Annotated in this window: 32 protein-coding genes; 9 read left to right on the top strand and 23 right to left on the bottom strand. The window is 59.4% G+C overall.

Annotated elements, in window-relative coordinates; genetic code table 11:
- Positions 1–3 precede the first annotated feature (3 nt).
- Positions 4–744, bottom strand: a complete 741-nt coding sequence (locus RBB77_RS15530; RefSeq protein WP_353062649.1) for a CAP domain-containing protein — start codon at positions 742–744, stop codon at positions 4–6.
- A 101-nt stretch (positions 745–845) separates the two neighbouring features.
- Between RBB77_RS15530 and RBB77_RS15525 the strand changes: the two genes are divergently transcribed.
- Positions 846–1,271, top strand: a complete 426-nt coding sequence (locus RBB77_RS15525; protein WP_353062648.1) for a TOBE domain-containing protein — start codon at positions 846–848, stop codon at positions 1,269–1,271.
- A gap of 12 nt (positions 1,272–1,283) precedes the next feature.
- Here the strand turns inward: RBB77_RS15525 and RBB77_RS15520 are convergent, their stop codons facing one another.
- Together RBB77_RS15520 and tmk are read right to left on the bottom strand one after the other, a co-directional pair.
- On the bottom strand, positions 1,284–2,732 hold the full coding sequence (locus RBB77_RS15520) for a cytochrome P450 (protein WP_353062647.1): 1,449 nt from the start codon (positions 2,730–2,732) through the stop codon (positions 1,284–1,286).
- 87 nt (positions 2,733–2,819) lie between these two features.
- Positions 2,820–3,494, bottom strand: a complete 675-nt coding sequence (tmk, locus tag RBB77_RS15515; protein ID WP_353062646.1) for a dTMP kinase — start codon at positions 3,492–3,494, stop codon at positions 2,820–2,822.
- A 100-nt stretch (positions 3,495–3,594) separates the two neighbouring features.
- On the opposite strand from tmk, the gene RBB77_RS15510 reads away from it, so the two are divergent.
- Positions 3,595–3,747, top strand: a complete 153-nt coding sequence (locus tag RBB77_RS15510; protein ID WP_353062645.1) for a hypothetical protein — start codon at positions 3,595–3,597, stop codon at positions 3,745–3,747.
- A 318-nt stretch (positions 3,748–4,065) separates the two neighbouring features.
- Here the strand turns inward: RBB77_RS15510 and RBB77_RS15505 are convergent, their stop codons facing one another.
- From RBB77_RS15505 to RBB77_RS15490, 4 genes are all read right to left on the bottom strand, one after another.
- Entirely contained in the window at positions 4,066–4,422 is a 357-nt protein-coding gene (locus tag RBB77_RS15505; protein WP_353062644.1) for a hypothetical protein, read from the bottom strand.
- A gap of 176 nt (positions 4,423–4,598) precedes the next feature.
- Positions 4,599–5,432: a response regulator gene (locus RBB77_RS15500; protein WP_353062643.1), complete on the bottom strand. Its 834-nt coding sequence runs from the start codon at positions 5,430–5,432 to the stop codon at positions 4,599–4,601.
- Between the two features lie 57 nt (positions 5,433–5,489).
- The gene (gene lpxD / locus RBB77_RS15495) at positions 5,490–6,485 is read right to left on the bottom strand and encodes a UDP-3-O-(3-hydroxymyristoyl)glucosamine N-acyltransferase (RefSeq protein WP_353067644.1); all 996 of its coding nucleotides are present in this window, start codon (positions 6,483–6,485) and stop codon (positions 5,490–5,492) included.
- Between the two features lie 145 nt (positions 6,486–6,630).
- The gene (locus tag RBB77_RS15490; RefSeq protein ID WP_353062642.1) at positions 6,631–7,170 is read right to left on the bottom strand and encodes a DUF6982 domain-containing protein; all 540 of its coding nucleotides are present in this window, start codon (positions 7,168–7,170) and stop codon (positions 6,631–6,633) included.
- Between the two features lie 205 nt (positions 7,171–7,375).
- Here RBB77_RS15490 and RBB77_RS15485 point away from each other — a divergent pair, with 205 nt between their 5' ends.
- Positions 7,376–9,280 carry a CCA tRNA nucleotidyltransferase gene (locus RBB77_RS15485; protein ID WP_353062641.1) on the top strand — a complete coding sequence of 635 codons (1,905 nt, stop codon included), beginning with the start codon at positions 7,376–7,378 and terminating at the stop codon, positions 9,278–9,280.
- Between the two features lie 145 nt (positions 9,281–9,425).
- A complete protein-coding gene (locus tag RBB77_RS15480; protein ID WP_353062640.1) occupies positions 9,426–9,563 on the top strand; it encodes a hypothetical protein in 138 nt (45 codons plus the stop codon).
- On the opposite strand, the gene RBB77_RS15475 is transcribed toward RBB77_RS15480, so the two are convergent.
- The 11 genes from RBB77_RS15475 to RBB77_RS15425 form a co-directional block, all read right to left on the bottom strand.
- Positions 9,560–10,387: an isocitrate lyase/PEP mutase family protein gene (locus RBB77_RS15475; RefSeq protein ID WP_353062639.1), complete on the bottom strand. Its 828-nt coding sequence runs from the start codon at positions 10,385–10,387 to the stop codon at positions 9,560–9,562. The genes RBB77_RS15480 and RBB77_RS15475 overlap by 4 nt on opposite strands.
- Positions 10,388–10,408: 21 nt before the next feature.
- Positions 10,409–10,702, bottom strand: a complete 294-nt coding sequence (locus RBB77_RS15470; protein WP_353062638.1) for a hypothetical protein — start codon at positions 10,700–10,702, stop codon at positions 10,409–10,411.
- 93 nt (positions 10,703–10,795) lie between these two features.
- On the bottom strand, positions 10,796–11,569 hold the full coding sequence (locus RBB77_RS15465; protein WP_353062637.1) for a cytochrome c oxidase subunit 3: 774 nt from the start codon (positions 11,567–11,569) through the stop codon (positions 10,796–10,798).
- 37 nt (positions 11,570–11,606) lie between these two features.
- Positions 11,607–13,448 (bottom strand): cytochrome c oxidase subunit I, encoded by a 1,842-nt coding sequence (locus RBB77_RS15460; RefSeq protein WP_353062636.1) that lies wholly within the window; start codon positions 13,446–13,448, stop codon positions 11,607–11,609.
- The gene (locus RBB77_RS15455) at positions 13,445–14,194 is read right to left on the bottom strand and encodes a cupredoxin domain-containing protein (RefSeq protein ID WP_353062635.1); all 750 of its coding nucleotides are present in this window, start codon (positions 14,192–14,194) and stop codon (positions 13,445–13,447) included. Before RBB77_RS15455 ends, RBB77_RS15460 begins: the two co-directional genes overlap by 4 nt.
- 55 nt (positions 14,195–14,249) lie before the next feature.
- Positions 14,250–14,453, bottom strand: a complete 204-nt coding sequence (locus RBB77_RS15450) for a hypothetical protein (protein WP_353062634.1) — start codon at positions 14,451–14,453, stop codon at positions 14,250–14,252.
- Between the two features lie 44 nt (positions 14,454–14,497).
- A complete protein-coding gene (gene pdxT, locus RBB77_RS15445; protein ID WP_353062633.1) occupies positions 14,498–15,142 on the bottom strand; it encodes a pyridoxal 5'-phosphate synthase glutaminase subunit PdxT in 645 nt (214 codons plus the stop codon).
- A 342-nt stretch (positions 15,143–15,484) separates the two neighbouring features.
- A complete protein-coding gene (locus RBB77_RS23715) occupies positions 15,485–15,847 on the bottom strand; it encodes a hypothetical protein (protein WP_434557066.1) in 363 nt (120 codons plus the stop codon).
- A gap of 523 nt (positions 15,848–16,370) precedes the next feature.
- Positions 16,371–16,544, bottom strand: a complete 174-nt coding sequence (locus RBB77_RS15435) for a hypothetical protein (RefSeq protein WP_353062631.1) — start codon at positions 16,542–16,544, stop codon at positions 16,371–16,373.
- A gap of 71 nt (positions 16,545–16,615) precedes the next feature.
- Positions 16,616–17,560, bottom strand: coding sequence for a SphA family protein (locus tag RBB77_RS15430; protein ID WP_353062630.1), 945 nt, complete (start codon positions 17,558–17,560; stop codon positions 16,616–16,618).
- A 255-nt stretch (positions 17,561–17,815) separates the two neighbouring features.
- The gene (locus tag RBB77_RS15425) at positions 17,816–18,523 is read right to left on the bottom strand and encodes a lipid-binding SYLF domain-containing protein (protein ID WP_353062629.1); all 708 of its coding nucleotides are present in this window, start codon (positions 18,521–18,523) and stop codon (positions 17,816–17,818) included.
- 280 nt (positions 18,524–18,803) lie between these two features.
- Between RBB77_RS15425 and RBB77_RS15420 the strand changes: the two genes are divergently transcribed.
- Both RBB77_RS15420 and RBB77_RS15415 read left to right on the top strand, forming a co-directional pair.
- The gene (locus RBB77_RS15420) at positions 18,804–19,928 is read left to right on the top strand and encodes a hypothetical protein (protein WP_353062628.1); all 1,125 of its coding nucleotides are present in this window, start codon (positions 18,804–18,806) and stop codon (positions 19,926–19,928) included.
- 326 nt (positions 19,929–20,254) lie between these two features.
- A complete protein-coding gene (locus tag RBB77_RS15415) occupies positions 20,255–20,467 on the top strand; it encodes a hypothetical protein (RefSeq protein WP_353062627.1) in 213 nt (70 codons plus the stop codon).
- 43 nt (positions 20,468–20,510) lie between these two features.
- On the opposite strand, the gene RBB77_RS15410 is transcribed toward RBB77_RS15415, so the two are convergent.
- Entirely contained in the window at positions 20,511–20,876 is a 366-nt protein-coding gene (locus RBB77_RS15410; protein ID WP_353062626.1) for a hypothetical protein, read from the bottom strand.
- Positions 20,877–20,880: 4 nt separating this feature from the next.
- A complete protein-coding gene (pdxS, locus tag RBB77_RS15405) occupies positions 20,881–21,840 on the bottom strand; it encodes a pyridoxal 5'-phosphate synthase lyase subunit PdxS (protein WP_353062625.1) in 960 nt (319 codons plus the stop codon).
- 251 nt (positions 21,841–22,091) lie between these two features.
- On the opposite strand from pdxS, the gene RBB77_RS15400 reads away from it, so the two are divergent.
- Genes RBB77_RS15400 through RBB77_RS15390 form a run of 3 tightly spaced genes read left to right on the top strand, consistent with a single transcriptional unit; the run spans position 22,092 to position 23,406 of the window.
- Entirely contained in the window at positions 22,092–22,487 is a 396-nt protein-coding gene (locus RBB77_RS15400) for a (R)-mandelonitrile lyase (RefSeq protein WP_353062624.1), read from the top strand.
- Positions 22,484–22,654 carry a hypothetical protein gene (locus RBB77_RS15395; protein ID WP_353062623.1) on the top strand — a complete coding sequence of 57 codons (171 nt, stop codon included), beginning with the start codon at positions 22,484–22,486 and terminating at the stop codon, positions 22,652–22,654. Before RBB77_RS15400 ends, RBB77_RS15395 begins: the two co-directional genes overlap by 4 nt.
- A gap of 32 nt (positions 22,655–22,686) precedes the next feature.
- Positions 22,687–23,406, top strand: a complete 720-nt coding sequence (locus RBB77_RS15390; RefSeq protein ID WP_353062622.1) for a glycosyltransferase — start codon at positions 22,687–22,689, stop codon at positions 23,404–23,406.
- A 113-nt stretch (positions 23,407–23,519) separates the two neighbouring features.
- On the opposite strand, the gene RBB77_RS15385 is transcribed toward RBB77_RS15390, so the two are convergent.
- The 3 genes from RBB77_RS15385 to RBB77_RS15375 form a co-directional block, all read right to left on the bottom strand.
- Entirely contained in the window at positions 23,520–24,062 is a 543-nt protein-coding gene (locus RBB77_RS15385) for a PaaI family thioesterase (RefSeq protein ID WP_353062621.1), read from the bottom strand.
- Positions 24,063–24,142: 80 nt separating this feature from the next.
- Entirely contained in the window at positions 24,143–24,520 is a 378-nt protein-coding gene (locus RBB77_RS15380; RefSeq protein WP_353062620.1) for a glyoxalase superfamily protein, read from the bottom strand.
- Between the two features lie 30 nt (positions 24,521–24,550).
- Entirely contained in the window at positions 24,551–24,835 is a 285-nt protein-coding gene (locus tag RBB77_RS15375) for a hypothetical protein (RefSeq protein WP_353062619.1), read from the bottom strand.
- Positions 24,836–24,862: the final 27 nt, after the last annotated feature.

The following is a 24,862-nucleotide window of genomic DNA, read 5'->3' as shown; positions in this document are numbered from 1 at the left end:
GCGTCAGTAGAGGAGCACGACTGTGTTGTAAGTGGTGAACTGCGGTTGTTTGCTGGCGCAGACTGCTACTTCGGCGGTGGTGTATCTGCCGGTGGCGATGGCGCGGAGGAGAGCGTCGGGCAGGAGAGTTGGGTCGGGGCCATCCCACTGGACGACTAGCTTGGGAGAGCCTGCGGCGCCACTTTGCATGGTGCAGGTTTGGTGAGCGTCGGCATTGGATTCGGCGGGGGCTATGCCGTGCTCGAGCAGGATCTGGGCAACTTGTTTTTCGAGTGAGTCGTTGGACTGGACAGTCGCGCTGCGAGAGAAGTCTTCGACAGCAGAGAAGAGTCCGTGGTTTTGTGTGACGGAGATTCCGATTGCGTTGAGATTGGGATCGAGGATATTGGCGCGGTGGCCAGGGCTGTTCATCCAGGTTTGATGGATGAGGGGGACGTCGGTGCCGCGGCCAACGTTTTCGGCGATGGTGGTGAAGTGGGCTGCGGCTTGCGCGCCTCGAGTGGTGAGGTCGGGTTCGCCGGGGTATTGATGAAGGAGTTCGCCGGGTTCGTTGCGGACGCGTTGGACGTGAGTTTTGGCTGCGGATGCGAGGGCGTTGTCCCAGTGAAGCGGGGGGAGGTTGTGCGCGGCGCGGGCTTGATTGGTGAGTTGGACGAGAGTCTGCTCGGGCGCAGTGGCTGGGGGTTGGGCGTTGAAGGAAGACGTCGTGAGAAGGAGAGCAAGCAGAAAGCTTCGTGCGTGCATTCTTTTTTGCATGTGTGGTTGGAGCTGACAGGCGGGACGAAAGTTGGCTGTGTGGATAGGCTTTTTGAGTTTTGGATACGATGGTGGCGAGGTGAATGCGAATGAAAACAAGTGCGCGCAATACTCTGGCGGGAACGATCAGCAAGATTACAACGGGCGCAGTGAACTCCGAGGTGATATTGGCGACTGAAGCCGGGAGTGAGATCGTTGCGGTGATTACGAATGGCAGCGTGGAGGCGATGGCGCTGAAAGTGGGGATGAAGGCCTGGGCGTTGGTGAAGGCGAGTTGGATCATCGTTGGGAAGGATTTGGACAAGAGCAAGATCAGCACTCGAAATATTTTGTGCGGAGTGGTGGAGGTGATTCACCAAGGCAGCGTGAACGATGAGGTGTCGATCAGGCTGCAGGGCGGAGAGCTGTTGACCGGAGTGATTACGGATGGAAGTCTGCATGAGTTGGCTCTGCATCTGGGCGAGCCGGTGTGTGCGGCGTTCAAGGCTTCGAGTGTGATTATTGCGGTGGATTGATTCGTTGCGGGATTAGCGAGGGATGAGCTGCATCATGAGCGGGTCGCGTGGGCGGAGGGTGATCTTGGCTTGTACTTCGGGTGGGGTGGAGCCGAGGTAGGTCATGCGCCAGCGCTGGGCGAGGGTGGCGATGCTGAAGACGCCTTCCATCCAGGCGAAGCTTTCGCCGATGCATTGGCGGCTGCCTCCGCCGAAGGGGAAGTAGGTGAATTTGGCGCGGGCGGCTTTGTTTTCGGGGGAGAAGCGGTCGGGGTCGAAGCGGAGTGGGTCGGGGAAGTATTGGGGGTCGCGGCCCATGATGTATTGACTGAAGAAGAAGTGCGCGCCGGCGGGGATGGTGTAGGGGCCGAGGGTGATGGGCTTGGTGGACATGCGGCCCATAGCCCAGGCGGGCGGGTAGAGGCGCATGGATTCGGCGAAGACTTGTTCGGTGTAGCGGAGGGCGGGGTAGTCGGCTAGGGTGGGGAGGCGTTGGGTGGGGCCGGTGCCTAGGACTGCGTCTAGTTCGGCGTGGAGTTTGGCTTCGATATGCGGGTTCTGGCTTAGGAGATACCAGGTCCAGGTAAGGCCGTTGGCTACGGTTTCGTAGCCGGCGAGAAAGATGGTGAGGACTTCGTCGCGGACTTGCTCGTCGGACATGCCGGTTTGTTGGGTGGGGTCGTCGGATTCGTATTTGCTGGCCAGGAGCATGGAGAGGAGATCTCCGCGATCTGGTTCGCCGCGGGTGGCGGCTTCGCGGTGCTCTTGGATGAGGCGGTCGACTACGGCGTCGAGGCGGGCTTTGGAGCGGCGGAACTTCATGATGCCGGGGATGGGGAGGTGGATGAAGGATTCGATTTTGGGGAAGGCGACGATGAAGTTATAGAGGCCCATGATGGTGTTGACTTCGTCGTTGATGCTGCGGATGTCGGCGGTGACCTCGGTGTTGAAGAGCGTGCGGGCGACGATCTCGAGGGAGAGCTGCATGCTGGCGGCGGAGATGTCGATGTGCTGGTTTGGGCGCCAGGCTTCGCGCTGGTGGAGGGCGCAGGCTACGATCTGGTCTCCGTAGGCGGCGATGCGCTGGCGGTGGAAGGCAGGCGCGGCGATCTTGCGCTGGCGCATGTGGATGGGGTCGTCGGAGGTGATGAGGCCTTCTCCGAGGAGGACCTTCATGCGGCGGACCGTGCGCTCTTTGACGAAGCTGGAGGCTTGAGTCACCAGAATCTCGCGGATGTACTCGGGGTCGTTGATGAAGATGATGGGGGTGCCGAGGAATCTGTAGTGGGCGATGTTGCCGTAGGTCTTGAGGAGATGCTCGAAGAGGAGGATGGGGCTGCCGAGTTTGACCCAGGGCTTGAAGGAGTAGAAGGGAAGCGAGTGCTTGAGGCCAGGCGGCATGCGGCCTTTGCCACGAGCGTTTGATGGGCTAGCAGAGGTCGGTTCGGGAGCGGCTTCGAGGGTCGGGGTGGGGATGGTCATGCTGGTGCCTGGTTCTTCTCTTAGACGAGGAGAACACAGTTCGGCGGAGCGAGGTGGGGAGCGTTGACGCGGTGGAAAGATGGTTGGTCAGGCTTTGGCGTGGTCGAGGCGGGAGGCGACGATCTTTTGGATGCAGGCTTGAATCTGGTCGATGGAGGCGTCGTCGCGGATTGGGACGACGCGGTGAGGTTCGCGGGCGGCGATCTCTTCGTACTTCTGGTAGATGCGGCGGTAGAAGTCGTCGGGCTCGCGCTCGAAGCGGTTTTCGTCGGTGCCTTGCTTTTCGACGTGGCGCTGGTTGCGGCGGCGGGCGCGGCGGAGGGAAGATTCGAGCGAGGGGAGAAGGAGGAGGGTCAGGTCGGGCTGGAGGTTGTCGCAGGCGGCGGCGTGCATGGCGAGGATGCGCTCGCTGCCTAGTTGACGGCCTCCGCCTTGATAGGCCTCGGAGGAGTCGGTGTAGCGGTCGCAGAGGATGATGGAGCCGGCGGCGAGGGCGGGGAGGATGACTTCCGAGATGGACTGGGCGCGGTCGGCGAACATGAGAGCCATCTCGGCGGCGGGGGCGATGGGACCGAGGGCGGCTTCGGAGCGGGAGTCGAGGAGGATGCTGCGGATGCGGTCGCCGAGGGCGGTACCGCCGGGTTGGCGGAGGGTGACGACGGTGTGACCTTCGGCTTCGAGAGAGGTGGCGAGGCGGCGTAATTGGGTGGTCTTTCCGGAGCCGTCGAGGCCTTCGAAGGTGATGAAATATCCGCGGGGCATAAGGTTCAGCTTACCGCAGATGAGGTAGACGGCATCTTACGTTGGTAGGCAGGCGCTGCGTTCCTGTTGCGCGCCCGTCGAAGCAAGCGAGGAGGATGAGATGCTTACCATCGCTTTCATTGCAATGATCGTTGCGGTACTAGTAGTGGGCGGGGTGATTGCGTTGATGATGAGAGATCAGAGACGTAAAGGACATAACGGAGATGCTGCTCCGGCCACGCATGGACGAGCTTCCGGGTTTCACTCGCGGTAGGTAGCCATACGTAGTGGCTTCTGTTGGCTACCAGGGAGGTGGGATATCTCTGTCCAACGGCGATTGGAGTTTTTGCCGCTAAATATATTGCCAGTTTAAGTGTGGAAAGCCTATTATGTTGCGCGCTGCGGAAAGCGATGGCAGCTGAGGGCTCTAAGTTATGACGGTAGTCGTTTTTGCAATGCTCTTTGTGGTATTGGCGCTGGGTACTGTAGTGGCTTTGATGCATCGGGCACACAAGCATGCGGTTCGGCTCAGTTCGTTAGAAGTCGCGACTGAAATGCAGGGTGGAAATTTAGAAATTTAGACTGCATCAGGCTATTTGCCTGCTGTGACGGTCGTGTCGGGTTGCCATGTGACTCCGGTGGGAGTGATCGCGATAGACAACAAACCTTCGGCTCCTTCTTTGAGGAAGGGGCCATCGGCCTTGTGGTCCTGATGGGCGCTGTCGGTGTAGAGAAGCTTCATGGGACCGGAGCCTAAAACTTTGAACCGGTAGTGGAAGTCGGAGCCGGGGGCGAGGTTTTGTGTCCCGAAGCTGGCGCTTGGATAGTCGACCTCGATGAGTTCGATGGGCTGTCCTGTGCGATTGCTGACCGTGGTCGCTACGTAAGGGGAGTGGCAGCCTACGGTGGTGAAGCTGGTGAGAAGGACGAGCGCGGACAGAGGACGCATAGGGTTCAAGGTTATCAGGGAAAGTCTTGATGGCTGGGTCGTCTGAGGGGGAGCGAAAGACAGCGGGTTTCTCCACTGCGCGGGACGAAAGCCGTCTCGCTTCGGTCGAAATGATCAGACTTTTATGTTGCTTTGCCGCCGCCGTCCTATTTCGTTATGCGATCGAACGCCGTTGTCTAGATGAAGGGGAGAAGCTCTGAGTTGCGGGTGGGCTTGTCGAGGATGCGTGCAGTGAGCACGGCTCCGGAGCGGTTGTCGTGCAGGGTGATGGGGAAGGCGAGGACGCTCCACGTAAGCTGTGGTTCTTGCGGGCGGGGTTGGGCCAGCAGGCCGCGATGGGTGCGATCGATGTAGGTTTCGCGGGTGAGGCAGACGGTCTGGAGGACGTCGCTCCAATCGCGCATGAAGGGACGCATCTCCTCGTAGACGCTGCGGCCGATGAACCACTCGCGGGGTTGGCCGAGGTATTCGGCCACGCTGTCGTTGCAGTACTGCCAGATGCCGTTCTCGTCGAAGATCTGAACGAGAACGTCGGCGCCGATGGCCATGGCGATACGGGAGTAGAAGAAGTCGCGTGCGTCGACGACGACGGGTGCTCCGCGGCGTTTGGCCTCGAGAGAGCTTAGGGCGTCGAGGAGGTCTTCGACAGAGCTATGACCTTTGAGCAGATGCATGTCTTCGACACCACCGAAGTAACGGTCGATGGTTGCCGAGAGGATGATGATGGGGACGTGAGGTCGGCGGCGGCGAAGCAGAGCTGCTACCTCGGTTCCGAACTGGCCGGCTCCGAGGTGGTAGTCGAGGACGGCGATGTCGATGTTGTTGAAGAGGTCGGTGGCTTCTTCGATGGTGGCAGCAGGAACTGACTCGTAGCCGTGTTGCCGCAAGATGGCGGCGCGGAGGTGGAGATTGGTGGGCTCGTCATCGAGCAGAAGTACGCGAACGGGTTGTGCTGTAGTGCTTTGCATCTCGTTGGTGCCGTTACTGAGACTTTCGGGAGGTTCCGCCATGGTTGTACCCCCAAGTGCTTCTAAAAGTTATATACGAGGAGGTCACTAGCTGGATGGTTATTTTAGTTTGGACTTTAGATCCCTCAGGAGTTCGGGGAGGCGATTGAAGAGCGCGACGGAGCGAAGCCACTGTCGGTTGTCGATGGCGGGGTAGCCGCTGACGACCTTTCCGGGGGCTACGTCGTTGGGGATCCCGCTTTGCGCGGTGGCGATGGCGCCGTCGCCGATGGTGCAATGGCCCGCGACGCCGACCTGGCCAGCGAGGATAACGTTTTTGCCGACGATGGTGGAACCGGCGAGGCCGACCTGAGCACAGAGAAGGGTGTTTTCACCTACGGTTGAGCCGTGACCGACCTGGACGAGGTTGTCGATCTTGGCTCCGGCGTGGACGCGGGTTTCGCCGATGGAGGCGCGGTCGATGCAGGCGTTGGCCTGGATCTCGACGTTGTCTTCGAGGATGGCGGGGCCGGATTGAAGGATCTTGTACCAGCCACCGTCGGATTGGCGGGCGAAGCCGAAGCCGTCGGCCCCTACGATGGCTCCGTTTTGGAGGGTGACGTTGTCACCGAGCTGGCAGTGCTCGCGGACGATGGCGTGGGCGTGGGCGAAGAAGTTGTCGCCGATGGCGGCGTGCGGGTAGAGGACGACGTGAGGAAGGATGATGGCGTTGTTGCCGACGGTGACGTGATCGCCGATGACGGCGTAGGCGCCGATGTGGGCGTTGGCTCCGATGGTTGCGGTGGGCGCGATGGCTGCCGTGGAGTGGACGCCTGCGGTGTACGCGGGGGCGTGGTAGAAGAGCTCGATGGCTCGGGCGAAGGCGAGGTATGGATTTTTGAGGCGGAGGGTGGCTGCGGGGATCTCAGGGAAGTCGGGCTCGACTAATACGGCTGTTGCCTGTGTGGTGTGGGCGAGGGAGGCGTACTTCGGGTTGGCGACGAAGGCGAGAGCTCCGGAAGTGGCGGTCTCAATGCCGGCTACCTGAGTGATTTTGGCGGAGGGGTCGCCGTGAAGGGTGGCTCCGAGATGAGTTGCCAGGTCGGCCAGGGTGATGGATTTCGTGGGGGCTTGCATGGGGAAGATTGTAGAAGACTGGGGCTTATACCGTGGGGAAGAGCGGGTTTCTCCACCGCGCGCGACAACAGGCTGTCCCGCTTCGGGCGAGATGACAGATTTTTCGCCCTTGAAAGGTTGCGAATCAGTTGGGGCGGGTGTTGGGTGGGATGAGGTTGGTGAAGAGGTCTTCCTGGAGGCTGGGGACCGAGGAGGCGGGTAGGGGCTTGCGGCGTGAGGGGGAGGTGATGACAGCCAGGAGTTGAAGCTCAGTGATTGAGGTGCGGGGGACGAAGATGCGCTGGGTGTTGGAGCGGACGTCGGGCGGCGTGAGCTGGATACCGGCGTCGTGGATGAGGTCGTCAGTGAGGGTGATGTCGATGGGAGCGAGGCCCTCGAGCAGATCGCCGGAGCGGAAGGTGAGCCGCAGCCAGAGGCCTTCGGTGCGCGGCTTGGCGAGGAAGGTGCGGCGGGTGAGGCGCTCGGGGTTTGCGGTGTCATTCAGGTTGAACTCACGGACGTAGCAGACGTACTTTATGTCATTGAGGCCAAGAGGGATGACTCGTCCGCTCAGGTCGAGGAGATCGATGGAGCGATTACGGACGAAACCCGAGAGCGGCAGGTAGCCGGGGAGGGTTTCGCTTGTGAAGCGGCGGACGATGACCTTCTTGTGCGCAGAGGACATAAGGACTCGCGGATTGTCGCATACCAGGGACTAGAGCAACGAAAAAGGTGCATTCAGAGTAGTCAATTCGCTAACGCTGTGTTACATTGGCCTTTTGCGTTTACCTGTGCTCACCATTATAAACGCTTGATTCGTCGGAGCTTAGCTTGGCTTTGCCGGATTGAAGTGTCCCGGTTTGAACCGGCTTGGAGTAAAAGTACCAGTTATGGCTGACTACATCTACCTGCTCGAAAATCGCCTTTCTCAAGCGCAGCGCTCCGCGTTGCTGGCTGTGCGTGAAGTAGCTCGCGCCAAAGGACTTACCGTGTTTCTGGTGGGGGGCGCGGTAAGGGATATGACCAGCGGATCGCCGGTTCGGGATCTGGATTTGGTGGTTCAGGGTAACGCCCTCAAGTTAAAGAAAGATATAGAGAAAGCTCACGGCGTTATCACCGGAGAGTGGGAGGCGGGGCAGGCGCTCTATGTGCGGTTTCCTGGTGGCGTAAGGATGGAGATTGGCAGCACATTGACGGTCACTTATCCGAAGCCGGGTAAGCCAGTGGTGAAGGCTGCGACGATTTTGGATGATCTGCGGAGGCGTGACTTTACCGCAAACGCCATGGCGCTCTCATTGAACGACGGATCGTATGGGCTGCTGATGGACCCGCTGAACGGGGTCGCGGATATCGAGAATCGCGAGCTGCGGCTGGTGAGTAACTATGGGTTTATCGAAGATCCGGTGAGGATGATTCGGGCGGCGCGGCTGATGGCGCGGTTGAGCTGGCAGATGGATGAGAAGACCCAGGCTCGGTATGAGACTGGTAAGCAGGAGGGGTACATCTCGGCGATGGACGAGTTTCATCGCGGGTATGAGACCGAGGAGATCTTCCATGAGGAGGATCCGCTGCGGGTGTTGACGAGGCTGGAGGCTGAGGGTTGGGTGAAGCACCTGTTCCCGGCGCTGTCGGCCGCTAAGGCGAATGTAACGGAGCTCGAGAAGCTGCGGGACTTGCAGGGGCAGCTGCAGATACAGGGGATCCATGCTGAGGCATCGGGCGCGAACTTCCCGTATTTGACGGCAAAGATGGCTCCGAAGGACGTCGCGGCGTTGAAGAAGAGCTTCGCGCGGCAGGGATTTGTGGCGGAGATCGAGGCGCTGGAGGATGAAGCGAAGGCGTTCGCGACGGAGCTTTCGGGCAAGGGAGCGGCGACGCCGTCGCAGGCCTGGAAGTTGCTGCATTCGGCGAAGCCGGAGTCGATTCTGTGGGTGGCGCACACCTCGAAGAACGCGGGGATTCAGAACAAGTTCAAGGGATTTCTTACGGAGTGGGCTCAGGCGAAGCAGAAGCTGCCTTACACGTTGATGCAGGAGATGCGCATCGTACCGGAGCTGCCTGTGTATGGTGAGCTGCTGGACAAGCTGTTCTTCGAGTTGATGGATGGAAAGCTGGGGACGGTCGAGGAGATGAAGGCTTATCTTGAGCCGTATTCGCCACCGGCACCTCCTCCTCCCGTTCATCTGCGCAGGCCACGTGCGGCGAAGAAGGATGCTAAGCCTGCGAAGAGCCGGAAGAAGGCTGCGGTGGAAGGGAACGGAGAGGGCACGGAGGCGATCGCGGCTTCTAGTTCGGATGAGGTTTCATCAAGTGCTCCGGCGGCGGCTAAGAATGGGGCTGGTGTGAAGGCTCCGGCTGCGGCGAAGAAGGCTGTTGCGCCGGTGAAGCCCGTTGCTCCGGTTGCGAAGAATGGTGCGGTGACGGCGAATGGGAAGACGGTCACGAAGGTTCCGGTGAAGGTTGCTGCAAAGAGCGTAGCTGTGAAGGCTGCGGCGAAGAAGGCTCCGGCGAAGGCTGCGACTAAGGCGCCAGCGAAGAAGGCTGTGAAAGCTGTTGCGAAGGCTCCGGCGAAGGCAGCGGTCAAGAAGGCTCCAGCAAAGGCTGCGGCAAAGAAGACTCCTGCGAAGGCCGTCGTGAAGAAGGCTCCTGCAAAGACTGCGGCGAAGAAACCAGTGCCTGCCAAGAAGGCTGCTCCGGCGAAGAAGGCGGTTGCGAAAGCTCCTGTGAAGAAGGCAGCGACCAAACCTGCTCCGGCGAAGAAGGTTGTGAAGAAGGCAGCGAAAAAAGGACGCTAATTCGGGTTCGGTTTCTGATCGACGTAACAAAAGCGCAAGCTCGAAGGATTGAGCTTGCGCTTTCTCTTTGGTGGTCTTTGTAGTTGCCTTCCGAGATCGAGGCGACAAAATAAATTTTGCGTGGCTGAAATTTCAATGAAAGTGGTTGAGATTTTTCGCATGGACCGATGCGCAGGTTCGGATAGTCGCAGCTCACGGCTCTGAGGTCTTCGATGAGTTCGAGTGGTACATGCGGGCGATGAAAGTGGAGCGGGTGAGGGGTGTGCCTTCGCAGAAGGATTAGCGTTTGGGATGTGCCATGTAGTTGGCCATCTCTGAGCTCGGGACGGCTTCGGTGGCGAAGTTGAAGGTGCCGTGATCTTTCACTTCGCGTGCTGCACGTAGGAACCCGCCGAATGCGGCACGGGCGAATGCTCCACCTACGCTGATTCTTTTGACACCGGCGGCGGCGAGATCTTCTACGGAGAAGGTCGCTCCTTTGAGACCTGCCAAAACGTTGACGGGTTTGGAGAGGGAGGCGCAGACGGTTCGAATTGCGTCCAGCGTGGGGAGTCCGGGGGCGTAGAGGACGTCGGCGCCTGCTTCTTCGAAGGACTGGAGGCGACGTATGGTGTCGTCGAGATCGGGTCTGCCGTGAAGAAAATTTTCAGCGCGCGCGGTGAGGACGATTTGATGACGATGAGCGGCTTCGGATGCTGCCACGATGCGATCTTTGGCCGCTTGCAGTTCGTAGATCGGATTGGATGTATCGCCTGTGGCATCTTCGATCGATGCGCCGACAAGTCCTGTTGCGGCGGCTAGTCGAATGGTTTCGGAACAGAGGTCGGGTGAGTGGCCGAATCCGTTTTGAAGGTCGGCCGAGACGGGGAGTGTCGTGGCCCCTGCGATCTCGCGAGCATTTTCCAAGGCGTGTTCACGGGTTACTTCTGGAGCGGAGTCCTGATATCCGATGGAGAAGGCATAGCCAGCGCTGGTTGTGGCGAGGGCTTCGAAGCCGATGGCGGCGAGGATCTTTGCGGAGCCTGCGTTCCATGGGTTGGGAATCACGAAGGCTCCCGGGCGTGCGTGGAGGGCTTGAAAGGCTTTGTATCTCTGGTCGCGGGTCATCTTTGGAGTTCTCTCTGCTGGCTAGCGGTGGCGCTTGAAGAGGAGGAGTGAGCCGAGGAAGACGGTGCTGGCTGTCGCGGTTAACAAAATAATTGCGTGGCGATAGGCGGCCTGGGTTTTCGGCGGGGTTGCGGCGGTGTTGTCCTGGCATTGGGTGCAGCCCTGGGCGCGGGCTGGTGGGGTGAAGAGGAATGCCGCGAGCATCAGGCCCAGAAAAGCCATCGAGAGAGTGGGCCAACGGAAAGAGATGCAGATCCTTCGACTACGTTTCTCGCGATGAGGCTGTGAGAGGCTTCGCTCAGGATGACACGTCATTTTTTTTGATCCTGATTGAATTGTGTCCATCCGGCTTGAGCTTGGTCCATCCCAGTTGGAATCGATGTCAGCATTACATCTGATGGCGCAGGCTCATTGGAAGAAGACCAGGAGGGTGAAGAGGAAGATCCAGAGGAGGCCCATCGCGTGCCAGTACCAGGCGGCGCCGTCGACAAGGATCTGGCGGTTTTCGAGCTGACGAGAGACGTAGAGGCCAGTGAAGGCGGCGATAAGTGCGCCGATGCCGAAGAAGAGGTGAACGGCGTGAACGCCAGTGATGAGGTAGAAGAAATGGCTGCTCTGGTTGGTCTTGAAGAAGACGTGTTGGACGGCTAATTGACGCCAGGCTACCCACTGACCTGTGAGGAAGAGTAAGCCGAGAGCGATGGTTGCCGAGAGCCAGGGGAGAGCGCGGCGGGTGATTGGTTTGCCGAGGCCAAGCCACTCGTCCATGACGTCGGTCTCGCGGAACATGTTGCGGCGGGCGAACTCGATGGTGCCGGAGCTAAGAAGGAGGACGACGGTGTTGAGCCACAGGATGGGCGGGATGGTGGTGGGGAGCCACTCGTTGACGTAGTGGTTGTAGGCGTCGAAGTGGCCGGTGGACTGATTGACGAAGAAGGTGCTGACGATGGCGACGAAGAACATGAGGTCGCTGGCGAGGGCGAAGAAGATGCCCATGCGATAGCGATGAAGGCGCTCGTACGGACCGCGTCGGCCGTGGGGGCGTTCGTTCCAGTTGTCGTTGTCACCGCCGCCGCCGGTGCGCTTGTCTGTGGGTGGACGTCGGCCTGAGCCGTTGTCGTGGTCTTCAACGCGTCGTTTTCGTTCTTGCTCGGTTTTGTTGGGAGTGATGATGGCCGGCATGAAGTTGCCCTCTTGGTCGACGCGCGTTGTGGACAGCTTACTCCGGTTTCGAGTCTGTGGCTTTTTCTATTTTGTCCTGAGCGAAGGAGACGGGCGCCCACTGCGGCAGGAACGAAATTTCAGTACTGGTGAATTGATAGTGGCAAGGAGTGCGATGAACGGATATCTCTGCTGTATCGGATGCAGGTGATGGGGTGAAAGGATTCATGGTCGGGTGCCATTCGAGTGTTGTGGCTCGCCATGGATTAGACGACGCGAAGGCTCCTTTGTACAGGGTGCGCGTGAGATTTATGAAAAAGAGAAGTTGGGCGGCGGCGAGGAAGATGGCCGCGTAGGTGATGAAGCGGTTTAGGGGGAGGGTATGGGAGAGTAAGGCGCCGGCAGGGCTTAGAGAGCTTCCGGGGCTTGGGATGCCGGTGAGCTGGGCGTAGTGGCGGGGTTCTCCGGCTAGGCCGGTGAGGTGCATGGGGAGGAAGACGGCGTAGGCTCCGATGAGGGTGCACCAGAAGTGGAGATGGCCTAGAGGCTCGGACAGGAGGCGGCCGGGATGGCTGCTGGTGGCGGTGATGAGGGGGAACCAGTAGTAGGTTGCGGCGTAGAGGCCGAAGATGCCGGCCATCGCCATGATGAGGTGGAAGTGGGCGACGACGAAGAAGGTGTTGTGGAGATACTCGTCGAGGATGGGCTGGGCGAGGATGGGGCCGGTGAGGCCTCCGGTGATGAAGAGGCTGACGAAGCCTAGGGCGAAGAGCATGGGGGTTTTGTAGGACGGGCGGGAGCGCCAGGTGGTGGCTAGCCAGCTGAGGACCTTGGCGGCTGCGGGGAGCGCGATGGCCATGGTGGAGATGGAGAAGGCAGAGCTGGCGAAGGGGTTGAGGCCGGCGACGAACATGTGGTGTCCCCAGAGGAGTATGCCGAGGAGGCCGATGAGGAGCGTGGTGACGATCATGGTGCGGTAGGCGAAGACGCGACGGTGGCTGAAGTTCGCGAGCAGCATGGAGGTGAGGCCCATGCCGGGGAGGATGGCGATGTAGACCTCAGGATGTCCGAAGAACCAAAAGAGATGGAGCCAGAGGAGAGGGCTGCCGTTGCCGCTCTGGTGCAGGACGCCGTTAACGAGGTCGCCGTTGGGGAGGAAGAAGCTGGTGCCGGCGTGGCGGTCGCAGAAGAGGAGCAGGATCGCTGCGAGTAGGACGGAGAAGGCAATGATGCTGAGGAGTGCGGCGGTGAACCAGCCCCAGACTGTGAGGGGAAGACGCTCCCAGGTCATGCCGGGGCAGCGGTTGCGGAGGATGGTGGTGAGGGTGTTGATGGAGCTGGCAGTGGAGGCTATGGCGAAGAGTGCGATGGAGGCGAGCCAGAGGTCCATGCCGAGAGCCTGGCCGGGGCCTGAGCTGGGGACTGCGCTGAGCGGAGGGTAGGCGGTCCAGCCGGAGATGGCGGCTCCGCCGGGCGCGAAGGTGGAGGCGAGAAGGGTAATGAGGGCGATGGCGGTAAGCCAGAAGCTGGCGGCGTTGAGGCCAGGGAAGGCCATGGTGCGAGCGCCGATCTGGGCGGGAAGGATGAGGTTACCGAAGCCGGCTTGAGGCGCGGTGGTGAGGACGAAGAAGAGCATGATCGTGCCGTGGATGGTTACGAGCGCGAGGTAGTCTTCGGGGAGGATGGGGCCGTGCAGTGCAAGTGGCCAGTCGGGCCAGACGAGGTGGATGCGCATCAGCAGCGAGAGGAGAGTGCCGATGATGACTGAGACGAGCGCAAGGATCAGGTATTGGATTCCGATGATGCGGTGATCGGTGGAGAAGACGCGAGCGAGCACCGGCGTGGGGCTTAGTTTGTTTGCCTGGGGCTGCGACGGGGGGATGTTGGAGTGCGGGGTCATTTGGCCGCCTTTTGTTGCGTGGCGAGCCAGTTTGCGAACTGGTCGGGCGGGAGGATGCGGAGCGTGGCGTTCATTCGGTAGTGCCCCAGGCCGCAGAGTTGGGTGCAGAGGATCGCGTAGGTGCCGGGGGTGGTGGGGGTGAAGTGGAGGTGGATGGTCTGGCCGGGGACGGCGTTCTGCTTGAGGCGCATCTCGGGGATGGAGAAGCCGTGGATGACGTCCTGGGCGTTGAGGCGGAGGTCGACCTCGCGGTTGGCGGGGAGGACGAGCTGGGAGGAGACATGGTCGTCGGCGGAGTGAGGATCGTTGGGGTCGATGCCGAGGGGGTTGCCTTCGCCGGGTGCTACCAGGTTGGGGTGGGTGAGGCCGAAGGTGGCGTCGGGACCAGGGTAGCGGAAGTACCAGGCGAACTGGACGCCTGTGACCTCGACCTGGAGGGCGGTAGGTGAGGCTCCGGTATAGCGGGTCGCGGCCCAGAGGCGTTCGGCCTTGACGGTGAGGGTGGAGAAGAGCAGGGCGAGGGCGGCGAGCGGCAGGTACTCGATACGCCAGAGGTGGTTTGGAGCGGAGTGGCGGCGGGCGAGGAGGCCGGTGAGGAGGATCAGGTGAGCGAGGGCGAGGAGGGCGAGGGCGATCCAGAGGTTGAGGAGGAGGTGATGGTCGAGCGCGGGTCCGTGTGCGCTGGCGTCTGCGGGCAAGGACCAGGGAAGTAGTGTTGCGGCGCTGGTGAGGCGGGACCAGATCACCTATGCAGGATATCTTGTCTGTAGTTTTGTCTGCGAGGCTGCAAATCTGGTGTTTTTAGCCGAGTCTTTGGAGGAGGTAGGCGTAGCTGAGCACGAACAGGATGACTGCGGCCATCCCGACCAGGAGCGGCGCCAGAAGACCGAGATCGATCCACGGGACTACGTTGTCGGGCTGATTGGCTTTGTCGGCGAAGAGAGGGGATGCCTCTTCGGATCTCTCAGGGGCAGAGACATCCGTCGTAGCTGAGGCGGAGCGCATGATTCGATGATAGTTACGACGACATAAAGAATTCGTAAAGATCGCTACGAATCGACGGTGGCGTGAGTGTGGATCTGATGGGAGTGAATCAGGTCAAGGAAGAGCTGGTGGATGCGGAGGTCGTGACCAAGCTCCGGGTGGAAGGTGGCGGCGAGGAGATGGCCCTGACGGACCAGGACGGGGAAGTCGTCGCGGGTGGCGAGGGTTTCGACCTCAGGCCCGGTGCGGGTGATGCGGGGGGCGCGGATGAAGACCATCTCGAGTGGGCCACCGGGGAGTTTGGTGGGGGCAGTGAGGATGGAGGAGTCGATCTGGCGGCCGTAAGCGTTGCGCTCGATGGTGATGTCGAGGGCGGAGAGGGAGATTTGCGGGGGATTCTGTACGTCGTTCGCGAGCAGGATCGCGCCGGCGCAGGTGCCGAAGGTGGGGAGGGTGCGGACCAAAGAAGCGAGGGATGCGAGGAAGCCATGGCGTTCCAGGAATTTGAGCATGGTGGTGGACTCGCCCCCGGGGATGATGAGGCCGTCTATGCTAGGAACTGCTTCGGAGGTAAAGAGTTGGTCTGGGGTTCGTATGAGCCGAGTGGTAACGTCGAGGCAGGCAAGGATTTTGGCGTGCGCTTCGTAGGCGCCCTGGAGGGCCAGGATGCCAACGGTCGGGGAGCTGGATGCTGTGCGATTATTGGTCATGCCGGATACCCCCCTCCCCCCCCCCATATGCGTCCTGTAAATACCTTTATATCAGGTACTTACAGGGAAATAATTTGTAAATTCGTCTAACCAAAGGGCTTATCGTCAAATTCGTCTTAGCAAAGGACTTACGGCAGATGAGATTCGGTTCGAAGATCCTTTTGGCAAAGATATTCTTGCCACCCTTCCAGTATAGAAGAGTGGAGAGGGTAAATGTGCCACGCGTAACTCTGGTTGCCACAGCGGTTTAGCGCGAATGGGGGCTTGACAGGTTTTGTGAGGATCTCTTTCAGCGCAAACGAACATGCCTTGCAGGTGCCAAGATCTGTTGGCTGCCTGCGTTTATTCTTTCGGCGGGATATAGGGGTCAAATGTACCCATCTTAATCGGCGGGTACTTTTTCAAGCTTGCCTCCCACTCGCCGAGCAGCTTCGTCATGGGGACGGTCACGAAACCGGCCTTTACTCCTGCATCACGCTCTTCTTTAAGATCGGTAAGAAGGTTGACGACGCGTGGAAGGGGTAGGGTGACTGGCGGGTCGTACATATTTACCTGCCAGATGAGGTGCATCTTCCAGTTGTGCCATTTCACGGCCTGAAGGCGGTCGGCGACGTATGCCGGGAAGCCTTCGCGGTTGGAGTTCTCCTGCTTGCCTAGAAAGAAGTCGAGCTGATCGACACCATCTATCGCAAGATCGGTCGGCACTTTCGCGCCTGCAACACGAGCAAGTGTGGGGTACATGTCGACGATGTGGACGATCTCGTTGGAGACACGACCAGCAGGAATTTTTCCCGGCCAGCGAATGATAAAAGGGAGCGCGGAGAGAGGCCTCCATCGCCGTGAAGTAAGTTCCGCGCCATGGACCAGAGTCGCCTTGCCACGGATCGGTGGCTTCGGGGCCGTTATCGCTGCAGAAGACGATGATCGTGTTGTCCTCGATACCGGCGTCGTAGATGGCATCGAGGATTTGGCCGGTGCGATAGCCCTGTGCGGAGAGTAGCTCAGCAATAGTGATTTCCCAGAGTGTGAGACCGTCCGCCTGACCGCCGATCGGGACGGCGTAAGTGCCGGAGCGGATGGAGAAGCGGCCAGTCATGAGAGCGGAACGCGAAGGTGTGCACTAAGCCTCGACGTTGAAGTTGAGCAGGCGAGTGCCTTCGGCTGCAAGCTTATCGATGCGCGGCGTGGGGGCTCCACGCAGAATGCCCCCGCCGTAGACGCCGAGTTCTCAGTAGCCAAGATTATCAGTCAGAATGAAGACGATATTAGGTTTGGTGGCGGAGTCCGTCGTAGGTTGGGCGCAGGCAGTAGCTCCAATCGATGCAAGTAAGACGATGACTGCGTGACGAGAATGCCGTGCAATGAGAGTGAACGCACTGGAGGTTGCATTTCTTATGCGCATCGTTCCTCCGTTCGGGTCGCGACCTTCTATCTCCCTATCTCCGGTCTCAGAGCAATCACGCATCCACAGCGTCACTTCGGGGGTGTCGGGGGAGGAAGGAAATGAAGAAATGTGATGCTGAAGACGAGAACCTGGCCTGACGTGCGAAGCCGGACCCCAAACTGATCCTCGTAACGAACGTCGAAGGCTAGGTGATGCTTGATGTCCGTATACTTCCACTCGCCGCCGGCGCCGAAGCCGCGGTCGAGATCGCCCTTAATTAGAGGGTTGATGCCGCTTCCCGAATCTGGGGAGAGCTTCTGCGAAGCGTAGCCGACGATGCCAGCGTTCATCTGGTATTTGAAGAAGCGCCGGCCGAAGCTGTACTCGCCTGTAAAGATCGGCCCAGGCTTCACATCAAGGCCTGACTTGCTCATATTGATCTCCCAGGTGGTGAGGCCGGAGGCATTCCACAACTTCTTCTTGTCGATGTTGTAGGTGAGGCCTGCCTGGATCTGGTGCTCCCAGAAACCGAGACCAGGGTTAAGTGGCGAGCTAGGGTTGAAGTCTCCGCTCGGAGCATAGAACGCATAGTTTGCTGTGTAACTTACCTTGCCCTTCTGCCAGCCCAGGCCGATGGGTTCAAAAAGGATGTCGGAGACACCAGCGGACTCAGCGGAGGCATCAAAGACATTGGCGGTGAATCGGGTGTTGAGGACGGGAACCATAAAGGCCAGGTTGTAATCGCCTCCGAGAATCTTCTTGGGAGTGACGACGCTGTACGCTGCGATAACGCCCGCTACATCGATGTCGGGCCTCAAAACAGTATTGCCATTGGTGCCTTTGATGGAATTGATGGGCTGGACGAGGCCGAAGGCGGCGGCGTAGAGGCCGGGGGGTGCGGTGGAGCCGTTTTCAAGCCCGGTGAAGCCTCCGATGTAGTGGCCAAGCTGCTGCGCGGGCGACGAGAGCGATAGAGCGGCAAGAGCAGTCAGTGCCAGGAATCGCGAAGGGACACAAGAGAAGACCGGCTTCATGGTGGATCTCCTAAGGAACATAAAGTTCAGACAGGGAGATGCAATGCGTAAGCGCTTGAGAACGGGATCATTGTACGCGCCCGCGTGAGATGAACAAGTCGGCGTTGGTGCTGATGTGTCGGTTTGCTTGACTGACTTTTCCGGCTCAGGTGAGACGAACTTTGAGTGGTTGGGACAGTGACGAAAGAGGCCGGAGTTTGAAGTCCGGCCTCTTTTTTGTCGCGGTCAATCATGGTTGGATTAGGGATAGTTGGATTAGTGGGCGCCGCTGGCGTGGAACAACTGGTTGACGGTGCGGATGAAGTGCTGTGAGCCAGGCTTGGCAGGGATGCCGCCGGAGAGGATGCTGTCGTAGGTGACGTCGCTGCCGTAGTAGGTTTTGGTGTCGTCGGTGTTCTGATGGACTACGTCTCCGGAGAGGTCAACTCCGGCGAAGACGCCTTTGCTGCGCGAGTAGGTGAGGAAGGCGGCGCTGGCGGCTTCAGTGGTGGAGGCTGAGGTGTTGCGTCCGACCGGGCCGGCAGCTACGGAGGCGTCTCCGCCGAGCTTCAGCTTGTCGTGGAGAAGGCGCTGGAAGGCGTCCTGGGTGGTGCCGACGAGGACGAGGTCGGTAGCCTCGCCGCCGGCCTGAAGGCCGAAGCTGGCGCCGCTAAGCTGGATGAAAGCTGGGGCGCTCCAGCCGTGGCCGGTGCGGCAACTGACGACGCCCTGGCCGTATTGTCCACCTATGATGAAGGCTCCCTTTTTGAAGCCGGGAACGACCGCGACGCAGGTGGCTTTGGCGGCGATGTCGTCAGGGATGCCTTTGTCCGGGGTGTCCATGAGCTCGTGAAGGACAACGCCAGCGGCTTCGATACGCTGATCGAGTTTTTGGATGTCGGTGGCGGCGGAGGCGGCGACGGTGAGGGATACGGTTAGCACCGCAGTCGCGCAGAGTGTTCGAACCAACTTTTTGTTCATCATATTTCTTTCTCCCTTGTTTCGCCTGATTTCAGTATCTGAAATTGAATGACTGTGATGCGATGCATATGTAACAGGAGGAGTTGTGCATGGTTGTGATTGATGAGCGGGGTGAGTATGACGATCGATAAATTTACGAAGAAAAATTGTCGGCCAAGCGCAACTAATTTGCGAGATTGAAAGAAGACAGCGCCTCCACAAACATGTGACAAATGTTGTGTTGTGGGAGGGATAGTGTGGCTTTCCAGCGGGCTGAAGCCAGCTCGTCAAGGAGAACCACCCTATGAAGAAGCAGAGCAGCACGATGTCGAATCCGCTGGATCGCCGCTCGTTTATGAGAGGCGGACTGGTGGCAGGGGGCGCAGCAGTGATGGGCGCCGGATTGTTGAACAGCAGCAAACAGGCTGTCGCGCAGGACTATGACAGTAGACGTGGTCTCAACAGAGGGGATGCAGCGATTCTTCGATTTCTGGCCGCTGCGGAGCTGATCGAATCGGATCTTTGGACGCAGTATGCGGAGTTGGGTGGTCTGACGCCAGGCCAGAAGCCCGTAGAGGACATCCCAAACTTCACACCGATGAATACCTATCAGGGATCATTGATGGCCCTTGATAGCGATGGTCCGCAGTACATTACCAGCAATACTCTGGATGAGGTCAGCCACGCAGAGTTTTTGAATGCGTATCTTGTATCGAAGGGAGCGGATCCGGTTAATCTCGATCAGTTCCGTACGCTTCAGGGAAGCAAGGCGACAGGCGCAAAGAACATTGGCCGGCTTACGAACCTGATGCACCTGAACGTCGATACGAGCTGGTTTACGCGTTATCGGAGCACGACGAACCCCGATGCTGGTGCAACGTTTCCGCAGGCGGTTACGATCACCAACCGCAGTGCGATTCCTGTGACGAATGCCGACTTCAACAATCCAAATCATATTCAGGTGATCGCCAACATTGCGGCGTTTCACTTTGGTTCGATCGAAGCTGGTGGTTCGAGCCTCTACGCGAGTATGTCGCAAAAGGTTTCGAGTGCAGAGGTGCTGGAGATCACGCTGGGCATTGGCGGCGATGAGATTGCGCACTTTCTGGAGTGGGTCGACTTCGCGGGTAATGGATGCCAAACGCCGGTTGCTCCTGTGACAGACAATGGGCTGACGTTTCCTAACTTGTTCGCGAACCCAGGCACTCCCGAATTTCAGCCGAACCTGATCTTCCCGGTGCCTGCTGAGTTCATCAGCCCAAACCTTCCCAAGTGCGCGACCATTCGACCTTTGACCGACAAGTTTGCCGGACCTAAGGCTGCGGTTGCAGCTTTGACTGGTTCGGGGCTTTTTACCGGGCAGAGCAATGGGTTCTTCGCTACGCTCGAGATTCTTGCCGATCAAGCTGAAGCTGCAAGTCGTTTCTGATCTTCCGCTGATCCTTTAAGTGCTCAAAACCAACGGAGCTCTGGGGTATCTGGAGGATTTTCACTTCAGTAGACTGGAGCTCCTTTTTCCGCAAGCGGCAGCGGCTTTGGCGGCAGTACATCCTTCGTGGGATGGGTTAGAAGGCGGGTATCGGGTATACCGGAGAGGTGTTAGATCTTCGGGCCAAATTTTGGGTGTGTGTCGTGCCGTTGTTGATGGGTCTGCCTGTGAGGGCATCGGTGCCATCCGTGGTTTCTGTGTGTAGATTTGGTTCGACGGTTCCGGAAGAGATTGTTGCCACAGATTCGGTCGATAGCGAGTCCGCGATGCGTGAGAGTCTCAGGCGCGATGCGGCGGATCATCCGGGCGATTTTGTGGTGTTTCTGACGCGGACGGGTGCGGATCACTTTGTGAGGGAACACCGGGACGATGTGGAACGCGAGACGAACAGCAGGGTCGTGTCGCGGGGCATCGTGGGGTACTGGCAGGGCAAGACGCTGGTGGTGCTGCCGTGGGCTCCGTTGAAGAACTTTCAGTAGCTATGATGCGCTGCGGCTCGTGAAGCATTTCATAGCGTGAGTCTCAGCTGGGACGATGATTTTTAGGTGTGATCTCGAAAAACCCAACTTTGAAGCCTGCCCATTGGAGGGCTCCAGTTATGCGACGGAGAATAACGTTCTGCGTCGCTTCGTCAATGCTTTGAGAGGGAGCGTCTTCCCACGCGAGGCTTGGTGGAAGAAAAAGATCCATCTGTCCCGCTGCGCCTTCGCCGCTAAAGGTTATTAGACGTCCGTTTTCGCGGTAGTCGAAGCGATCGACCCGCCAGGAGCTGCCCGAATAAGTCAGCGACCAGTTTTCGTTGTCGCAGTAAATCGCATTCTTAAACCATGGCTTACGCAGTGAAGGAAGAGGCGACACTTGGTCCTGAAGGACAGCTGATCTTCCCATGTGTTTACCAGCCGCGGGTTTGCATGAGGTCTCGCTCTTCGATGGCTGCTGCGGCGAGACCTTTCATCGAACCGATGACGGCTTCGCTGGCTTCGGCGACGATCTTGGGGTCGTTGAAGTGGGTGGTGGCGATGACGATGGCGCGGGCGCGGCTGACGGCCTCTTCGCGCTCCTTCGGATCGTTCTCGACGTCGAGCGGTGTGGCGCGCTCCTTCATGAAGATGCCCGAGCCTACGAAGATTGTTTCGGCGCCTAGCTGCATCATGAGAGCTGCGTCGGCGGGGGTGGCGATGCCGCCTGCGCTGAAGTTGGGGACTGGGAGCTTGCCGGCTTTCGCTACCATGCGGACGAGTTCGTAAGGGGCGCCGTGGACCTTGGCGGCGTTGTAGAGCTCTTCGTCACCGAGGACTGTGAGGGCTTTGATCTCGCGGACGATCTGGCGCATGTGCTGGACAGCGTGGACGACGTCGCCGGTGCCGGGTTCGCCCTTGGTGCGGATCATGGCTGCGCCTTCGGCGATGCGGCGAAGGGCTTCGCCGAGGTTGCGGGCGCCGCAGACGAAGGGCGTGGTGAAGGCGTGCTTGTCGATGTGGTAGGTCTCGTCGGCGGGGGTGAGGACTTCGGACTCGTCGATGAAGTCGACACCGAGGTGCTGGAGGACCTGGGCTTCGGCGAAGTGGCCGATGCGGGCTTTCGCCATGACGGGGATGGAGACGGCGTTGATGATCTGCTTGATGAGCTTGGGGCTGGCCATGCGGGCGACGCCGCCTTCGGCGCGGATCATGGCGGGGACGCGCTCGAGTGCCATGACGGAGATGGCTCCGGCTTCTTCGGCGATGCGGGCTTGCTCAACGTTCATGACGTCCATGATGACGCCGCCTTTGAGCATCTCGGCGAGGCCGAGCTTGAGGCGGAGGGACGGGGAGCCGAAGTTTCCGTTGCCGTTGAGGGTGGGGTCTGCCATGGTGTCTCCTTACTTCTTTACGTAGTCGTATGTTGCTGTGCGCGGGCGGTGGCGCGCTGGTGTGGCTTATGTCCGCAAGACTTTTAAGTTTAGCAGGTCACTTCGTGACGTGTGTCCCCCTTCGATTGGCTCTCCCGTTGGTCGAGGAAGAATCTTTCCGGGAGGCTCGGGCGAAGCCGGTATACACACCACGAAGTGTGGCGCCCGCTCAGGGTGCACGCGCAGCTCGATCCGCCATTAGAATGGCATTTATGGAGATCAAGCGCAGCGGTTCGCAGCCCTCGGGGAAAGGTCCGGCAGAGTGGTTTACAGGCACGGTTCGGATTGACCCGCTCTTTCAAGCGCCCGATCCGGCATTTGTTGGTGGTGCCAGCGTCACGTTCGAGCCGGGAGCGCGCACTGCGTGGCATACGCATCCGTTGGGGCAGACTCTGATTGTGACTGCGGGATGTGGCTGGGTTCAGCGGGAGGGCGGCGCGGTTGAGGAGATTCATCCGGGCGATGTGGTTTGGTTTGCTCCGGGAGAGAAGCATTGGCACGGGGCTACGCCGACTACGGCTCTGACGCACATCGCGATTCAGGAACGACTGGATGGCAAAGCGGTGGAGTGGATGGACCACGTCAGCGAGGAGCAATACCGGCGGTGACCCACTTCGTGGGTGCACACACCTTCGGGTCGATGAAGATCTTCGCGCCGACCAACGAAGGATATGGCGAAGCCGTTAACGAGTTTGAGGCTATTGGGCTGGATTTAGCTGAAAATTCAACGGTGGTTTATCCGGATCCGAGGGTTGCAGGCTCAAGCTTCGCATAAGGGGCGGTGTGTGCCCTGACGGAGGCTCCGGAATGGTTGGTGAACTGACGATCGTGATTCCTGCCAAGAATGAAGTGGCGATGCTGCCGAGGTTGCTGGAGTCTCTTTGCAAACAGGACTATGTGGGGATGGCGGGGACGCGTGTGCTGGTGGCAGATGCGGGTTCGACTGATGGGACTGTAGAGGTGGCGCTGGGATTTCGCGATCGGCTTGCGGTTGAGGTGGTGCCGGGTGGGTTGCCTTCGGTGGGGCGGAACGCGGGCGCGAAGCTGACTGCGACGAAGTATGTGTTGTTTCTGGATGCGGATGTGGAACTGCCGGAGCCTACGTTGTTGCGAAGGGCGCTGTGGCGGATGGAGCGGCGAGGATTGCATCTGGCGACTACCAACATTGCTTGCCGGCAGGGTAGTTTTTTCGATGATCTGCTGTATGCGGGAAATAACCTGATGCAGAGGGTGGGATCGTTTACGAAGCCGTTTGCTACGGGGATGTTTATGCTGTTTGACCGCGAGGTTTTTTGGGCGCTGGGTGGGTTCAATGAGCGGGCTTTGTTTGCTGAGGATTATTTGCTGTCGAAGGGCGTGGCGCGGCAGCGGTTTCGGATTGTGCGCGGGCGGGTGCTGACGACGAATCGGCGGTTTCAAAAACTCGGGCATTGGCGAATGGTTTGGATGTTCTTCAAGACGATGGTGCATACCTGGGATGAGGAGTATTTTCTCGAGGACCAGGGGTATTGGGGTGAGGCTGGGTAGTTTGTTGACGCTCGTCCGCCGGACGGGCCCACTACGCGTGGGGCGGCCACTTCGTGGCTTGTGTACCTTTTCTGGGAATCATAAGGGGCCTGGGTTCGGCCGTTGGCCGGAGATCAGGCTGGCGGTGGGGTGATGCCGGCGGCGAAGAGGAGCTTTTCGTCGATGGCGATGAAGAGGCCCTTGCTGCGGGCGAGGACCGTGCCATCGGAGTGTTGGATTTCGGCCTGATGGAAGAGTTTGCGGCCTGGTGTGCCGTCTTTCGCGGGGCGGTTGAGATGGCGGCCTATGAGGACGAGCGGTTGGTAGAGCGGGACTGGACGAAGGTAGTCGATCTCCATGTGGCGCGTCATGGCGAGGACGTTGAGGGGACGGTTGAGCTTGCTCATGGCTTCGTCGAGCAGGGCGGCGACGATGCCTCCGTGGATGTGACCCGGGGGGCCTTCGTGCATGCGGTCCAGCTGGAAGTGGCAGGTGGCGGTGATGGCCTCGGGGTTGGAGGTGTCGGTGGTGAAGGTGAGATGAAGGCCCTGAGGGTTGGCGGGGCCGCAGCCGAAACAGTGATTGGCGCGTTCGTCGATGGTGGGATTGCCGTCCATCGAGATGGGGGTGTGGCGGGCGTTGTCGGAGGTTTCGGAGTTGCGCTCGGGTTCGGTCATGGCTGGCTCGTCCTATCGGACGTTAGCACAAAAAAGCATGAAATGAATAGTCATTCAGTCGGGTTTGCGAGCGCGCGTGATTACTTAGCGATTGGCTCTCCGACAAATACCAGGCAGTCGTTGGGATCGGAGATGTGGAATTCGGTCATGCCGTAGTCGCGGTCGAAGAGATCTTTGATTGTGTAGCGATTTTTGAAGGATTTCACGTGCTCCCACAGGGGATGGATGCCGGAGACCTCGATGTAGATTTCGGTGTGGCCGCGGACGCAGTTCATGACTTCCTCTGACGCGGCTTTTTGAAAGTGGATGGTTTGGCCGTCTCGCTCCACTATGGAATACGCCGGCGACTTCATGATGGGTGTGAAGCCGAGAACTTCTCGATAGAACGCAACGGTCTCTTCCATGTCGGCTACTGCCAATATGGGGCTGATTCTCTTGGCCGCTGTTGCGTCCGGCATTGTTGGCCTCCGTGATTGCGACCTGGCGCCTTATTTTTCAGTGAAGACTGATGTGGGAGCTTTGAGGGTGCGCTGGGCTCCGAAGGCGAGCAGTTCGTAGAAGAAGAGGAACAGGCAGGTGGCGATGATGACGCCAAGGATGTGAATGAAGGTGTGCGGAGCAGAGGTGAAGCGATCAAAACGGTGCTCCTGCGCGATCATGAACGCCTGACGCCCATGTCGAACTACCAACTGACTACTGTGGACGAAGGACAAGCCCAGGAGTAATCCCATAATCAATGCGGCGATGAGTTTGCCCGAAAGATGGCGGTTCATTTGGCCTCATGTTGCTCGAAGTTTCGT

The organism is Tunturibacter psychrotolerans, from assembly GCF_040359615.1.
Taxonomy (GTDB): Bacteria; Acidobacteriota; Terriglobia; order Terriglobales; family Acidobacteriaceae; genus Edaphobacter; species Edaphobacter psychrotolerans.
The sequence above is the reverse complement of the archived record's forward strand: the minus strand, read 5'-3'. Positions and strand labels throughout refer to the sequence as shown.

Bases quoted from the DNA above. Each gene is read 5' to 3' on its own strand.
- RBB77_RS15530 (WP_353062649.1), bottom strand. From the start codon at position 744: ATGCACGCACGAAGCTTTCTGCTTGCTCTCCTTCTCACGACGTCTTCC.
- RBB77_RS15525 (WP_353062648.1), top strand. From the start codon at position 846: ATGAAAACAAGTGCGCGCAATACTCTGGCGGGAACGATCAGCAAGATT.
- RBB77_RS15520 (WP_353062647.1), bottom strand. From the start codon at position 2,732: ATGACCATCCCCACCCCGACCCTCGAAGCCGCTCCCGAACCGACCTCT.
- tmk (WP_353062646.1), bottom strand. From the start codon at position 3,494: ATGCCCCGCGGATATTTCATCACCTTCGAAGGCCTCGACGGCTCCGGA.
- RBB77_RS15510 (WP_353062645.1), top strand. From the start codon at position 3,595: ATGCTTACCATCGCTTTCATTGCAATGATCGTTGCGGTACTAGTAGTG.
- RBB77_RS15505 (WP_353062644.1), bottom strand. From the start codon at position 4,422: ATGCGTCCTCTGTCCGCGCTCGTCCTTCTCACCAGCTTCACCACCGTA.
- RBB77_RS15500 (WP_353062643.1), bottom strand. From the start codon at position 5,432: ATGGCGGAACCTCCCGAAAGTCTCAGTAACGGCACCAACGAGATGCAA.
- RBB77_RS15490 (WP_353062642.1), bottom strand. From the start codon at position 7,170: ATGTCCTCTGCGCACAAGAAGGTCATCGTCCGCCGCTTCACAAGCGAA.
- RBB77_RS15485 (WP_353062641.1), top strand. From the start codon at position 7,376: ATGGCTGACTACATCTACCTGCTCGAAAATCGCCTTTCTCAAGCGCAG.
- RBB77_RS15475 (WP_353062639.1), bottom strand. From the start codon at position 10,387: ATGACCCGCGACCAGAGATACAAAGCCTTTCAAGCCCTCCACGCACGC.
- RBB77_RS15470 (WP_353062638.1), bottom strand. From the start codon at position 10,702: ATGACGTGTCATCCTGAGCGAAGCCTCTCACAGCCTCATCGCGAGAAA.
- RBB77_RS15465 (WP_353062637.1), bottom strand. From the start codon at position 11,569: ATGCCGGCCATCATCACTCCCAACAAAACCGAGCAAGAACGAAAACGA.
- RBB77_RS15460 (WP_353062636.1), bottom strand. From the start codon at position 13,448: ATGACCCCGCACTCCAACATCCCCCCGTCGCAGCCCCAGGCAAACAAA.
- RBB77_RS15450 (WP_353062634.1), bottom strand. From the start codon at position 14,453: ATGCGCTCCGCCTCAGCTACGACGGATGTCTCTGCCCCTGAGAGATCC.
- pdxT (WP_353062633.1), bottom strand. From the start codon at position 15,142: ATGACCAATAATCGCACAGCATCCAGCTCCCCGACCGTTGGCATCCTG.
- RBB77_RS15435 (WP_353062631.1), bottom strand. From the start codon at position 16,544: ATGCGCATAAGAAATGCAACCTCCAGTGCGTTCACTCTCATTGCACGG.
- RBB77_RS15430 (WP_353062630.1), bottom strand. From the start codon at position 17,560: ATGAAGCCGGTCTTCTCTTGTGTCCCTTCGCGATTCCTGGCACTGACT.
- RBB77_RS15425 (WP_353062629.1), bottom strand. From the start codon at position 18,523: ATGATGAACAAAAAGTTGGTTCGAACACTCTGCGCGACTGCGGTGCTA.
- RBB77_RS15420 (WP_353062628.1), top strand. From the start codon at position 18,804: ATGAAGAAGCAGAGCAGCACGATGTCGAATCCGCTGGATCGCCGCTCG.
- RBB77_RS15415 (WP_353062627.1), top strand. From the start codon at position 20,255: ATGCGTGAGAGTCTCAGGCGCGATGCGGCGGATCATCCGGGCGATTTT.
- RBB77_RS15410 (WP_353062626.1), bottom strand. From the start codon at position 20,876: ATGGGAAGATCAGCTGTCCTTCAGGACCAAGTGTCGCCTCTTCCTTCA.
- pdxS (WP_353062625.1), bottom strand. From the start codon at position 21,840: ATGGCAGACCCCACCCTCAACGGCAACGGAAACTTCGGCTCCCCGTCC.
- RBB77_RS15400 (WP_353062624.1), top strand. From the start codon at position 22,092: ATGGAGATCAAGCGCAGCGGTTCGCAGCCCTCGGGGAAAGGTCCGGCA.
- RBB77_RS15390 (WP_353062622.1), top strand. From the start codon at position 22,687: ATGGTTGGTGAACTGACGATCGTGATTCCTGCCAAGAATGAAGTGGCG.
- RBB77_RS15385 (WP_353062621.1), bottom strand. From the start codon at position 24,062: ATGACCGAACCCGAGCGCAACTCCGAAACCTCCGACAACGCCCGCCAC.
- RBB77_RS15380 (WP_353062620.1), bottom strand. From the start codon at position 24,520: ATGCCGGACGCAACAGCGGCCAAGAGAATCAGCCCCATATTGGCAGTA.
- RBB77_RS15375 (WP_353062619.1), bottom strand. From the start codon at position 24,835: ATGAACCGCCATCTTTCGGGCAAACTCATCGCCGCATTGATTATGGGA.